Genomic DNA, 12,610 nt, shown 5'->3' with positions numbered 1-12,610 from the left:
CGTCTGCGGCAAGATCCGCCGTCTGCCGTATCGCACTGCGGGAAGGTACCGCGCAGGGCGACGGCGGCACCGAGTACCGCGAGGAGAACCACCGATGGACGAGTCGGACCAGGAACTGTCCTACGCCAGTGGCGCCGCCGGGCGGCCGCTGCTCGGCCACACCATCGGCACCGATCTGACCCGCACCCTCGCCCGGTGCGGCGACCGCGAGGCGCTGGTCGAGGTGGCGAGCGGGCGCCGCTGGACCTATACCGAGCTGGGGCGGGCGGTCGACGAGGTGGCGCTCGGGCTGCTCGCCAAGGGGGTCGGGAAGGGGGACCGGGTCGGTATCTGGGCGCCCAACTGCGCCGAGTGGGTTCTCGTGCAGTACGCGACGGCGCGGATCGGTGCGATTCTCGTCAACGTCAACCCGGCCTACCGCGTCCACGAGTTGGCCTACGTCCTGCGGCAGGCCGGCATCACGTTCCTGGTCTCCGCCACCCGGCACAAGTCGAGCGACTACCGGCGGGTGATCGAGCAGGTGCGGGCCGAGAGCCCGGCGCTGCGGGAGGTCGTGTACATCGGGGACCCTTCCTGGGACGGGCTGGTGGCCGCCGGCGCCGTCGTGCCGTCGTCCCGGCTCGCGGAGTGCGAGGCGACCCTGACCGCCGACGACCCGGTCAATATCCAGTACACCTCCGGCACCACCGGCTTCCCCAAGGGCGCCACCCTCTCCCACCACAACATCCTCAACAACGGCTACTCGGTCGCCGAGACCCTCGGCTACACCGAGCACGACCGGGTGTGTCTGCCGGTGCCCTTCTACCACTGCTTCGGCATGGTCATGGGCAACCTCGGCGCCACCTCGCACGGCGCCTGCATCGTCATCCCCGCGCCCGCGTTCGACGCCGCCACCACGCTCAAGGCCGTCCAGGACGAGCGCTGTACCTCGCTCTACGGTGTCCCCACCATGTTCATCGCCGAGCTCGACCACCCCGACTTCGGCTCCTACGACCTCACTTCGCTGCGCACCGGCGTCATGGCGGGCTCGCCGTGCCCGGAGGAGGTGATGAAGCGGGTCGTCGCCGAGATGCACATGTCCGAGATCTCCATCTGCTACGGCATGACCGAGACCTCGCCGGTCTCCACCCAGACCCGCCGCGACGACGACCTCGTCCACCGCACCGCGACCGTCGGCCGGGTGCTGCCGCACATCGAGGTGAAGGTCGCCGACCCGGCGAGCGGGGTCACCGTGCCGCGCGGCACGCCGGGCGAACTGTGCACCCGTGGCTACAGCGTGATGCTCGGCTACTGGGCGGAGCCCGAGCACACCGCCGAGGTCATCGACGCCGCCCGGTGGATGCACACCGGAGATCTCGCGGTGATGAACGACGACGGCTACGTCCGGATCGTCGGCCGCATCAAGGACATGATCATCAGGGGCGGCGAGAACGTCTCTCCGCGCGAGATCGAGGAGTTCCTCCACTCCCACCCCAAGATCGCCGATGTGCAGGTGGTGGGGGTCCCCGACGAGAAATACGGCGAGGAGATCGCGGCGTGTGTCATCCTCCGCGACCCCGACGACCCGCTCACCCTCGAGGAGCTGGCCGGCTTCTGCCGCTCCCGGCTCGCGCATTACAAGGTGCCGCGCCACCTCGACCTCGTCGACGCCTTCCCGATGACGGTGAGCGGCAAGGTCCGCAAGGTCGAACTGCGCGAGCGGCTGGCCGGGGACCTGGGGCGGGCGCCGCGACAACCGTGAGCCGCAACGACCGTGGCCGAATCCGGTTGACGCTCCGGGAGGCGCACAGTTTGCTACGGCGATGACTGATCTCCGGATCGAACGGGTGGACGGCGAGGCCGCGATCCGGGACTGGCAGCACGTCCACAACGCGATCATTCCCACGGCCGTGCTGTCCCTCGACGACGTGCGGGAGCGTGTCCGGCGCAACCAGAGACGGTGGTGCTGTCCCCCAACACCGCGGGCCTGGACAATCGCCCTGGCGCACGGCTTCGCCGAGGTGGAGAGGTATCTGCTGCCGGGCGACAGCATTCCCTGGATCACCCTGCGGCTGGCCTGAGTCGCGGGCCGCCCGGTCAGGGCCGGGGGTGTCCCGCGCCGGTCAGGGCCGGCGCTCTCCCGGCCAGTCGAGCAGCAGGCGCTGCGCGCGCGGGAGCGAGGCGACCACGAGGTCGTACGAATCCTCGATCATGTCGAGAACGAGCCGGTCGGGCAGGGCGCCGTCCAGCGACACGGTGTTCCAGTGGCGCTTGTTGAGGTGATAGCCCGGCACCACCTCCGCGTGTGCGGCACGCAGCCGCTCGGCCAGCTCGGGCTCGCACTTGAGGCTCACCGTGAGCGGTGTGTCCGTCAGCGTCGTCAGCGCGAAGATCTTGCCGCCGACCTTGAAGGTCGACACGTCCGGGTGCCGCGGGAAGGGGAACTCCTCGGCCGCCCCGTTGAAGTCCAGGCAGGTCACCCGCAGGGTGTGCGCGTCGATCATTCCGGCATTATCGCCGGGCCGCGCTCGCCGGGCTCCCGCCGCATACAGACCCGCGGCCAGCGGTCGAGCCCCAGGGCGGCCTCCCGGGCGCGGATCGCCCGCAGCCCCGGGGTGACGCCCGGACCGGACAGGACCCGGAACCCGATCCTGGCGTAGTACGGCGCGTTCCACGGCACCTCGGCGAAGGTCGTGAGGGTCACCGGGACCGGCCCGCCGTCCCGCTCCGCCCGGTCGATGAGCGCGCGGCCGATGCCACGGTGGGCATGGTCCGGCCGGACCGACACCTGCGCGACATGGGTGCATCCGTCGACCGGTTCCCACAGCAGGAACGCGACCGGCTGGTTGTCCCCGGCCGCACCGGCCCGCGCCGGATCCGGGTACGCGGCGAGCGCCCGTCCGGCGCGCCGGAACACCGTCAACTCGGCGGGCGACGGCGGCTCGTCGTCCGCCACCGAGGCCATGCCGAGTGCGTGGAACGGCTCCCCGGCGGCGCGCTCGATCTCGCGCAGCGCGGGCAGCTCGGCCGGGGACGGCAGGCGGATGATCATCCGGCCAGTGTCGCCGGTTCCGGCGGGTGCGGCGAGGGGTTTTCCGCGGGCGGCCGGGTCACCGCCCCGCCGCGCCGTACTTGATCAGCTCGTCGGCCGGGTCGTTGACCGGCTGCGGGGTGCCGGTGAGGTCCATGACGAACAGCGGCAGACGCAGCTCGTCGGCGCGCGAGCGGGCGTCACGGGCGTAGCCGGCGAGGGAGAAGAAGACCGCCAGGGCCGAGTCGTTGAGGCCGTTGAGCCAGACGCATTCGATCTCGCGCAGGGCGGTGGAGTGGGTGGTGGGGTCGACCTGGGCGACCACGCCCGTGCCGCGCAGGTCCACGCCGGAGGCGGTGCGCTCCTGGGTCCGGGCGACATCGGCGTAGCCCAGCCACTTCAGATACTGCTCGGCGGCGGTGACGCAGTCACGGGCCGTACGGATCGTCACCGGGCGAAAAGCGGGGCGCGCCAGGCCGTGCGGGGTGCGGAGGGGGAAGGCCGGGGCGGGCCGCGGCGCGGGCCGGCCGGGTGACGGGAAGTTCGGGGGCGGCAGGGCGGGGGCCGGGGCGACGGGAACCCGGACGACCGTGCCGCAGGCGCAGCCGGACTCCGGCGCCGGCCACTCGTCCTGCCGTCCACAGACCTCGCAGCGCACCTCCACCCAGGAGGACTGCCAGGTGCGGTGGAGTATCTCGACGGGCACCCCGCCGCGCAGCACGGGCAGGGTCAGCGGGGCACCGCAGGCGCACGGGAATGTGGGCGGGGTGAAGGCGTTCTCACGGCGGCACGTGGGGCACCGCACCGGCACGCTGTCGGCCATGGTGGGCTCCTGGCAGTCGGGCGGCAGACAGGTCGGATCTGCTGCTGGTTCCATGGTCTCTCCAAAACCGGCCGCCCGGGGCCGAATTGAGGGAGTGCCCCGGGCAAGGGCACGGGGCACGGCCCGCACCCGGGGCAGGCTCCGGACACGCGGCAGGGCCCGGCGTCCGTGACCGTACGGATTCCGGGCCCTGCGGTGGATCCCGCCCGACAGCGCGAGAACAGGCGCGAGGGGACATCGCGCCGCCGGACGGAGCTTTTTGGGGGGAAGAAGACGGAGCCCGTGCTCCCTTCCGTACCGGCCGGCCACCCCTCAGCCGGCCGGCCGGTACGGATGCGCGAGGATGCTGACCTCCCGTCAGTCCTCGCGCAGCTCCTGGACCCGGGCCTCGACGCGCTTGCCGTAGTCCGGGTCGGCGGCGTGGAAGTGCGCGAGGTTCTTCTCGATCACGTCGTCGCGGCCGACCTGGGAGAGACCGCCGGCGATGGTGTCCACCAGGCGCTTGCGCTCGTCCTCGGACATCAGCCGGTAGAGCTCGCCGGCCTGGAAGAAGTCGTCGTCCTTGGTGTGGGCCGGGGCCTCGTGGGTGCCGGTGTGGCCGGAGACGGCGAGCGGGGCGGAGAGCGCCTCGTTCGTCTGCACGGGGCCGCCGTAGGAGTTCGGCTCGTAGTTCTTGGCGTGCCGGTCGTAGCCGTTGGCCGCCATGAGGCCGTCCCGGCCGTAGTTGTCGGCCCGGCCGCCGGAGACGGCCTTGGGGGCGTTCACCGGCAGCTGGGTGTGGTTGACGCCCAGGCGGTAGCGGTGCGCGTCGGCGTAGGCGAACAGCCGGCCCTGGAGCATCTTGTCCGGGGACGGGCCGATGCCGGGCACGAAGTTGTTGGGGGAGAAGGCGGACTGCTCGACCTCGGCGAAGACGTTGTCGGGGTTGCGGTCCAGGACCAGCCGGCCGACCCGCTGGAGCGGGAAGTCGGCGTGCGGCCACACCTTCGTCAGGTCGAACGGGTTGAAGCGGTAGTGCGCCGCCTCCGCCGCCGGCATGATCTGCGCGTACAGCGTCCAGGAGGGGTAGATGCCCCGCTCGATGGACTGCAGCAGATCGGTCTGGTGGCTGTTGGGGTCCTTGCCGGCCAGCTCGGCGGCCTGCTCGCCGCTCAGGCAGCGGATGCCCTGGTTGGTCTTGAAGTGGTACTTGACGAAGAAGGCCTCGCCCTCGGCGTTCGTCCACTGGTAGGTGTGCGAGCCGTAGCCGTTCATGTGGCGGTAGGAGGCCGGGATGCCGCGGTCGCCCATGAGCCAGGTGATCTGGTGGGTGGCCTCGGGGGAGTGCGCCCAGAAGTCCCAGACGTTGTCCGGCTCCTGCTTGCCCGTGAAGGGGTCGCGCTTCTGCGAGTGGATGAAGTCGGGGAACTTGAGCGGGTCCTTGATGAAGAAGACCGGGGTGTTGTTGCCGACGAGGTCGTAGTTGCCCTCTTCGGTGTAGAACTTCAGGGCGAAGCCCCGCGGGTCACGGGCCGCGTCCGGGCCGCCCAGGCTGTCGGCGACGGTCGAGAAGCGGATGAACGTCTCGGTCCGCTTGCCGACGGTGTCCAGGAAGCCCGCGCGGGTGAAGGCGGTGACGTCGTCGGTCACCTCGAAGTAGCCGTACGCGCCGGAGCCGCGGGCGTGCACGACCCGCTCCGGGATGCGCTCGCGGTTGAAGCGGGCGAGCTTCTCCAGCAGATGCTGGTCCTGGAGGACGAGCGGGCCGCCGGCGCCGGCGGTGGCCGAGTTCTGGTTGTCGGCGACGGGGGCGCCAGCCTCCGTAGTGAGAAAGCGCGCCGTCAGCGTGGGCTTCGACATGGTGACCTTCCGTACGAGAGCGCGGAAGTTGGCTTCCGCTGTCGGAGCGTAAGAAGCGCTCCGACCAAACGTCAACAGTTTGTTGAAACAAACCCGGGGCGGGGGTGCGGGGCGGAATTCCGGGCGGCGGCCGCGCCTGGGCGCGACCGGACAGGTGTCGGCGCGGCCGCCGCCCGGAAGCTGAAGGGGGCCGGTGACGGGCCCCGTGGGCGCACCCGTGCACGGGTGCGAGGGCCGGGCCGGACGCCGCACGTCTCGTCCGCGCGGCGCGGCCCCGGCGACGAGGTGCCACCGTCGACGTGCGCCCGGCCCCCGGCCGGGGCCTCAGCCGGCGGTGGGCTGCCCCGAGAGGCGCTCGACGCCGCGGAGCAGGGCGGAGTGGTCGAGGCCGCCGTCGCCCTGGGCCCGCAGCGAGGCGACGAGGCTCGCGACGAGGGTGCCGACCGGGAGCGCGGCGCCGACGTTGCGGGCGGCGTCGGTGACGATGCCCATGTCCTTGTGGTGCAGGTCGATACGGAAGCCGGGCGCGAAGTCGCGGTTCTTGAAGTTGTCCTTCTTGCGGGTCAGCACGGTCGAGCCGGCCAGCCCGCCGTTGAGGACGTCGAGCGCCGCGGCCAGGTCGACGCCGGACTTCTCCAGGAAGACCACGGCCTCGGCGCAAGCCTGGATGTTGACGGCGACGATGAGCTGGTTGGCGGCCTTGACGGTCTGACCGGAGCCGTGCGGGCCGCACAGCACGATGGTCTTGCCCAGCGCCTCCAGGAGGGGGCGGGCCGCGTCGAAGTCGGCCCGGTCGCCGCCGACCATGATGGACAGCACGGCTTCGACGGCACCGGCCTCGCCGCCCGAAACGGGCGCGTCCAGGACGCGGATGCCCTTGTCGCCGGCGGCCTCGGCGAGGTCGACGGAGGTCTGCGGGGTGATCGAGGACATGTCGATCAGCAGCGCGCCGGGCCGGGCGTTCTCCAGGATGCCGTCGGGGCCGTAGGCGATGGCCTCGACCTGCGGGGAGGCCGGGACCATGGTGATGATGACGTCGGCCTCGGCGACGGCCCCGGCGATCGAGCCGGCCGCGGCGCCGCCGGCCGCGGCCAGCCGTTCCAGCTTGTCGGGCTCCAGGGTGTAGCCGGTGACCGGGTAGCCGGCCTTGAGCAGGTTCTCGGCCATCGGCGAGCCCATGATGCCCAGGCCGATCCATGCAATCGCCGGGCGGGTTGGGCGGGGGGAGTCAGCGAGGTTGCTCATGCGGGTGCCTCTTTCGGAAACGGTGCGTCGTCAGGCGGGGTGCCGCCGGGGTCCTGCGGGTCAGCCCGCCGCGCGCAGCGGGGCCGGCAGCCAGGCGAAGGCGTCCGCGCTCGGCCCGTCGCCGGGCTTGTACTCCAGGCCGGTCCAGCCGCGGTAGCCGGCCTTGGTGAGACGGCCGAGCAGGTCGGTGAAGTCGAGGCCGCCGGTGCCGGGGGCGCCGCGGCCCGGGTGGTCGGCGATCTGCACATGCGCCGTCTTCGCGGTGTAGCGGTCGATGACCTCGTGGAGGTCCTCGCCGTTCATGGACAGGTGGTAGAGGTCCATCAGGAACCGGGCGTTGTCCAGGCCGGTGGCCGCGTTCACCGCGTCCACGACCTCGATCGCCCGGGGGGCCGAGACGATCGGGCAGTGCGGCGACTCGGGTGCGTTGAGCGCCTCGATCAGCAGGGTCCCCTCGACCTCGGCGACCGCGCGGGCGGCGAAGGCCAGGTTCTCCAGGGCCAGTTCGTCCTGCTCCGCCTCGCGCACGCCCTCGACGCGGTTGCCGTACAGGGCGTTGAAGGAGGTGCAGCCCACCGAGCGGGCGAACTCGACGGCCACCGGCACATTCGCCCGGAACCGCTCCGACTCCGCGCCCGGAACCGACAGCGCGCCGCGGTCGGGACCCGGCAGCCGCCCCGCGTAGAAGTTCAGCCCCACCAGGCGGGTCCCCGCGTCGTGCAGCGCCGCACGCAGCGCGGCCGTCTCCGCCGGATCGGGAACCGGGGCGTCCACCCATGGCCACCACAGCTCCACGGCGGTGAAACCCGCCGCCCGTGCGGCCGCCGGCCGCTCCAGCAACGGAAGCTCGGTGAAAAGGATCGACAGATTGACGTCGAAGCGCGTGTCCGGGAAACCCATCAGGCCGGCACTCCTTCCGGATAGTGGAACTGTTTTTCTGCTTAATGGAACACTGCCCGGCGGTCTCGGAGGCTGTCAAGAGGGCCCCGGGGCAATTTCTGGTGGCCGGGACGAACCGCGCGTAGGTTGAGCGACGTGCGATTGCGAGTGGAGTTCACGACGGAACCGTTCGACCTGGACGAGGCGCCCGCCCATGCGGTGGTGGCGCGGGACATCGTCACCGGCGCCCACCTCGACGCCGTCGACGTCGGCCCGTTCGGCAACACGGCCGAGGGTGACGCGGACCGGGTGCTCGGCGCGGTCGGCGCCCTGCTGCGGGAGACCCTGCAGGCGGGCGCCACCCGGGTGTCCCTCCAGGTCAATGTGATCGCGGACGCCGAGCGGGGCGAGGGGGAGGCGCCGTGACGGAGCCCGCCGACCACCCGTTCGTTCAGGCCGTCAAGCCGCTGGTCGACGCGATGGGCGGCCAGCTGGTCGCACCGGGCCAGGCGCAGGGCGACGATGTCGTGCTGGCCTGGGAGGGACAGGACCGGGTGGCCGTACGCCTCCCCCATCTGTCGGAGTCCCTCGACCACATCCTCGTCGAGCTCCGGCGCCGGCACGGCAAGCCGCTGGCGGAGCTGGACCGCAAGACCAAGCAGTCGGTGGTGCGGATCCTGGAGACCCGGGGGGCCTTCTCGGTCCGCCATGGCGTCGAAACGGTCGCGACCGCCCTCGGCGTCAGCCGCTTCACCGTCTACAACTACCTGAACAGGGAGAACGCCTCGCGGGAGGGCGGGCCGCAGGCGGCAGGCGAATAGCGGGACGGTCCGGTCGGAGTTGCCGGTCGTCCGTGCTTCCCGGGTGTGCCGCCGGGGCCGCCACCCCCGGAATTCCGCCCGGAATCACCCGGCAGTGGCTTTTGTGCGGGCCAGATTTCAACAAAGTGTTGACGTGGTGTGGCCGGGGGTCTTAGCTGTTTCCAGCCAACCAGAGCTGTCCCGCACCCCCAGGCCACGGAGGCTTCCCGTGTCTTCGAGTTCACCGCGCTCGACGGGGGACACCCCCGTGCCCCCGCCGGGGCTCAGCCGGTTCAACACCGCCGACGACGAGGCGGCCCGGGCCGCCCTGCACGAGGTGTGTGCCAGCCGGACCTGGGGAGACCGGATACTCGCCCGTCGCCCCTACGCCACCACCGACGCCCTGTGCGCCGCGAGCGACGCCGCCATGGCCGAGCTGACCGCGGACGACCTGGCCGAGGCGATGGCCGGGCACCCGCCCATCGGCCGGCCGAAGCCGGGCGACCCTGCCTCGCACCGCGAGCAGAGCGGGATGGCCGGCGCCTCCGACGCGCTCAAGGCGGAGCTGCTCGCACTCAACCTCGCCTACCAGGAGAGGTTCGGGCACGTCTTCCTGATCTGCGCCACCGGCCGCACCGGTGAGCAGATGCGGGACGCCGTCCGGCACCGGATCGACAACACGCCGGAAGTGGAACGCGAGATCGTGCGGGGAGAGCTCGGCAAGATCAACCGCATTCGCCTGACCCGTATCGCGAAGCACGCAGAAGGAGACGCAGCATGAGCGGCGAGACGGCTGCACGGACGTCGGTGTCCACGCACATCCTGGACACCAGCGTGGGCCGCCCCGCGCGGGGCGTCGCCCTCACGCTCTCGGTGCGCTCCGGCAGCGACGGCGTCTGGACCGCCCACGGCGCGTCCACCACCGACCCGGACGGGCGCTGCAAGGACCTTCCGGCGCTGCCGGACGGCACCACCCATGTGCGACTCGACTTCGCCGTCGAGGAGTACTTCGTATCCAGCAAGGCACACCAGCAAGCCGAGGAACAGCAGGACGCCCCCCGCGCAAGGGACAGCGGAGTCTTCTTCCCGGAGGTGGCGATCACCTTCGCCGTCACACCGGGCGAGCACTATCACGTACCGCTGCTGCTCAACCCGTTCGGCTACTCCGTATACCGAGGGAGCTAGCACCGACATGACTGCCCATTCCCGCCCGGTGATGCTCGGCCAGAACCAGTACGGCAAAGCGGAAAACCGCGTCGTCAAGATCACCCGCGAGGGGGACACCCACCACATCAAGGACCTGAACGTCTCGGTCGCGCTCTCCGGCGACCTGGAAGAGGTCCACCTCTCCGGCTCCAACGCCCACTGCCTGCCCACCGACACGACCAAGAACACCGTCTACGCCTTCGCCAAGGAGTACGGGATCGAGTCGGCCGAGCAGTTCGGCATCCATCTGGCCCGGCACTTCGTCACCAGCCAGGAGCCGATCCACCGGGCCCGCATCCGGATCGAGGAGTACGCCTGGGAGCGGATCGCCACCTCCGACGCCAACTCCCGCTTCATCGGCTCCGACGAGGTCAACCACTCCTTCGTCCGCAAGGGCCAGGAGACCCGGCTGACCGAGGTCACCTACGACGGTGAGCGGTGGCAGGTCGTCTCCGGCCTCAAGGACCTCGTGGTGATGAACTCCACCAACTCGGAGTTCTGGGGCTACATCAAGGACAAGTACACGACCCTGAAGGAGGCCTACGACCGCATCCTGGCCACCGAGGTCTCCGCCCGCTGGCGGTTCAACTGGACCGACGACGAGCAGCGGATGCCCGGCTGGGAGCGTTCGTACGAGCAGGTCAAAAAGCATGTGCTGCAGGCCTTCGCGGAGACCTACAGCCTCTCCCTCCAGCAGACGCTGTACCAAATGGGATCGCGCGTCATCAACAACCGTTCCGAGATCGACGAGATCCGTTTCTCCCTCCCGAACAAGCACCACTTCCTGGTGGACCTGGAGCCGTTCGGGATCAAGAACGACACCCCGGACGGAGCGGTCTACTACGCGGCGGACCGCCCGTACGGCCTGATCGAGGCCACCGTCCTGCGCGACGGTGCCGAAGCCCGGATCCCCGTGGATCTGACCAACCTCTGAGCGCCCCGGCGCCACACCGTGCCCACTCCCCGTCCCGTGGCGGGGAGGGGCACGCACCCCGAGGGGAGCGAACCGTGGCACAGCAACCGCACCCGCCATCCGGCCCCGCCGTCCGTCCCCTCACTCGGCACCCGGAGCACCCCACGGGCGGCGGCCCTGGCGGCCGCCCCTCCCGGCTCCGGCACGCACCTTCCGTAGGGCCCTGCCGTGCCCTCCCCCTGCCGGAACCGAAAGAAGGAAAGCACCATGGCTGCATCGGCATCTCCTGACGGCGCGGTGACGCAGCGCCTCGTCATCGAGAACTGCGCCCTCGCGACCGTCGACGCCCAGGACACCGAGTACGCCACCGGCCATGTGGTGGTCGCCGGCAACGTCATCGAGTCGGTGGGCCCGGGCAAGGCGCCCGAGGGGCTCACGGACGTCGTCCGCCGGGTGGACGGCACCGGGCATCTGGTCACGCCCGGCCTGGTCAACACCCACCACCACTTCTACCAGTGGATCACCCGCGGGCTGGCCACCGACCACAACCTGTTCAACTGGCTGGTCGCGCTCTACCCGACCTGGGCACGGATCGACGCCCCGATGCTCGCCGCGGCCACCCAGGGCTCGCTCGGCATGATGGTCAAGGGCGGCGTCACCACCGCCTCCGACCACCACTACGTCTTCCCGCGGGGCGCCGGCGACCTCGTCGGCGCCGAACTGGCCGCCGCCGCCGAGATCGGCGCCCGCATCACCCTGGCCCGCGGCTCCATGGACCGCAGCGAGAAGGACGGCGGGCTGCCCCCGGACTTCGCCGTCGAGACCACCGAGGGCGCCCTCCTGGCGACCGAGGAGGCCATCGACACCTACCACGACGCCTCCTTCGGCTCGATGGTGCACATCGCCGCGGCCCCCTGCTCGCCGTTCTCCATCTCCACCGAACTCCTGCGGGAGGGCGCGGCGTTGGCCCGCCGCAAGGGCGTGCGGATGCACACCCACGGCTCGGAGACCGTGGAGGAGGAGAAGTTCTGCCACGAGCTGTTCGGCATGGGCCCCACCGACTACTTCGAGTCGACCGGCTGGCTCGGTGACGATGTGTGGATGGCGCACTGCGTCCACATGAACGACTCCGACATCGCCGCCTTCGCCCGCACCGGCACCGGCGTGGCACACTGCCCGTCCTCCAACGCCCGCCTCGCGGCCGGAATCGCCCGCGTCCCCGACATGCTCGCGGCCGGCGTCCCGGTCGGCCTCGGCGTGGACGGCACCGCCTCCAACGAGTCCGGCGAACTCCACACCGAGCTGCGCAACGCCCTGCTGATCAACCGCCTCGGCGCCCACCGGGAGGCCGCGCTGAACGCCCGCAAGGCGCTGCGGCTGGGCACCTACGGCGGTGCGCAGGTCCTCGGCCGGACCGCCGAGATCGGCTCGCTGGAGGCCGGCAAGCTCGCCGACCTGGTGCTGTGGAAGCTGGACGGCCTCGGCCACTCCTCCATCGCCGACCCGGTCACGGCCCTGGTCTTCGGCCCGCCCGCACCGGTCACCCTCTCCCTCGTCGGCGGCCGGCCGGTCGTCGAGGACAACCACCTCAGCAAGGTCGACGAGGACGCCCTCGCCCGCACCGCGCGGGCCGAGGCACAGCGTCTGGCCCGGATCGCCGCCGGGGACTGACCCCCACGGCGCGGTCATGCGGCCGACGCACCCTGACTCGGCCGGGAGGGACGGCTCCCGGCCGGGCGCGTGGATCCGAGCGGGATCCACGGCGCCGGACCCGGGGGTACGGGATCTGCCCGCACCCCCGGGACGGTCTGTCCCGCCGCCGTCCACGCGCCACAAGCGCACCCCCACGCAGCGCCGCTCACCAGGCGACATCTCCACCACGCACCACATGGCAA

At 71.4% G+C, this 12,610-nt stretch carries 14 protein-coding genes; 8 read left to right on the top strand and 6 right to left on the bottom strand.

The annotated features are described in order from the left end of the window. Positions 1 to 94 precede the first annotated feature (94 nt). Both OIU81_RS07010 and OIU81_RS07005 read left to right on the top strand, forming a co-directional pair. On the top strand, positions 95 to 1,741 hold the full coding sequence (locus OIU81_RS07010) for an AMP-binding protein (protein WP_329144945.1): 1,647 nt from the start codon (positions 95 to 97) through the stop codon (positions 1,739 to 1,741). Positions 1,742 to 1,802: 61 nt separating this feature from the next. Beyond that, positions 1,803 to 2,060: a hypothetical protein gene (locus tag OIU81_RS07005; RefSeq protein ID WP_329144943.1), complete on the top strand. Its 258-nt coding sequence runs from the start codon at positions 1,803 to 1,805 to the stop codon at positions 2,058 to 2,060. A gap of 42 nt (positions 2,061 to 2,102) precedes the next feature. On the opposite strand, the gene OIU81_RS07000 is transcribed toward OIU81_RS07005, so the two are convergent. From OIU81_RS07000 to OIU81_RS06975, 6 genes are all read right to left on the bottom strand, one after another. Next, the gene (locus OIU81_RS07000; protein WP_329144941.1) at positions 2,103 to 2,483 is read right to left on the bottom strand and encodes an MmcQ/YjbR family DNA-binding protein; all 381 of its coding nucleotides are present in this window, start codon (positions 2,481 to 2,483) and stop codon (positions 2,103 to 2,105) included. Next, positions 2,480 to 3,031 carry a GNAT family N-acetyltransferase gene (locus OIU81_RS06995; protein WP_329144939.1) on the bottom strand — a complete coding sequence of 184 codons (552 nt, stop codon included), beginning with the start codon at positions 3,029 to 3,031 and terminating at the stop codon, positions 2,480 to 2,482. The genes OIU81_RS07000 and OIU81_RS06995 overlap by 4 nt, the downstream gene beginning before the upstream one ends. Positions 3,032 to 3,089: 58 nt before the next feature. Further along, positions 3,090 to 3,833 carry a hypothetical protein gene (locus tag OIU81_RS06990; RefSeq protein ID WP_329154942.1) on the bottom strand — a complete coding sequence of 248 codons (744 nt, stop codon included), beginning with the start codon at positions 3,831 to 3,833 and terminating at the stop codon, positions 3,090 to 3,092. Positions 3,834 to 4,190: 357 nt separating this feature from the next. Then, positions 4,191 to 5,657: a catalase gene (locus OIU81_RS06985; RefSeq protein WP_329154940.1), complete on the bottom strand. Its 1,467-nt coding sequence runs from the start codon at positions 5,655 to 5,657 to the stop codon at positions 4,191 to 4,193. A gap of 339 nt (positions 5,658 to 5,996) precedes the next feature. Further along, a complete protein-coding gene (locus OIU81_RS06980; RefSeq protein WP_329144937.1) occupies positions 5,997 to 6,917 on the bottom strand; it encodes a 2-hydroxy-3-oxopropionate reductase in 921 nt (306 codons plus the stop codon). Positions 6,918 to 6,977: 60 nt separating this feature from the next. Then, entirely contained in the window at positions 6,978 to 7,817 is an 840-nt protein-coding gene (locus OIU81_RS06975; protein ID WP_329144935.1) for a TIM barrel protein, read from the bottom strand. A 135-nt stretch (positions 7,818 to 7,952) separates the two neighbouring features. Between OIU81_RS06975 and OIU81_RS06970 the strand changes: the two genes are divergently transcribed. The 6 genes from OIU81_RS06970 to OIU81_RS06945 all read left to right on the top strand — a co-directional run bounded on the left by OIU81_RS06970 (position 7,953) and on the right by OIU81_RS06945 (position 12,386). Further along, entirely contained in the window at positions 7,953 to 8,222 is a 270-nt protein-coding gene (locus tag OIU81_RS06970; RefSeq protein WP_329144933.1) for a hypothetical protein, read from the top strand. Further along, entirely contained in the window at positions 8,219 to 8,617 is a 399-nt protein-coding gene (locus OIU81_RS06965) for a helix-turn-helix domain-containing protein (protein WP_329144932.1), read from the top strand. Before OIU81_RS06970 ends, OIU81_RS06965 begins: the two co-directional genes overlap by 4 nt. Before the next feature lie 247 nt (positions 8,618 to 8,864). After that, positions 8,865 to 9,377, top strand: a complete 513-nt coding sequence (gene uraD, locus OIU81_RS06960) for a 2-oxo-4-hydroxy-4-carboxy-5-ureidoimidazoline decarboxylase (protein ID WP_329154938.1) — start codon at positions 8,865 to 8,867, stop codon at positions 9,375 to 9,377. Continuing rightward, on the top strand, positions 9,374 to 9,781 hold the full coding sequence (gene uraH, locus OIU81_RS06955; RefSeq protein ID WP_329144929.1) for a hydroxyisourate hydrolase: 408 nt from the start codon (positions 9,374 to 9,376) through the stop codon (positions 9,779 to 9,781). Before uraD ends, uraH begins: the two co-directional genes overlap by 4 nt. Positions 9,782 to 9,788: 7 nt before the next feature. After that, positions 9,789 to 10,736 (top strand): factor-independent urate hydroxylase, encoded by a 948-nt coding sequence (pucL, locus tag OIU81_RS06950; RefSeq protein WP_329144927.1) that lies wholly within the window; start codon positions 9,789 to 9,791, stop codon positions 10,734 to 10,736. A 246-nt stretch (positions 10,737 to 10,982) separates the two neighbouring features. Next, a complete protein-coding gene (locus OIU81_RS06945) occupies positions 10,983 to 12,386 on the top strand; it encodes an 8-oxoguanine deaminase (protein ID WP_329144925.1) in 1,404 nt (467 codons plus the stop codon). Positions 12,387 to 12,610 lie beyond the last annotated feature (224 nt).

The sequence above is a fragment of the Streptomyces sp. NBC_01454 genome (assembly GCF_036227565.1).
GTDB lineage: Bacteria > Actinomycetota > Actinomycetes > Streptomycetales > Streptomycetaceae > Streptomyces.
Note: the sequence above shows the minus strand (reverse complement) of the source record. Positions and strands in the feature narration are given on the sequence as shown.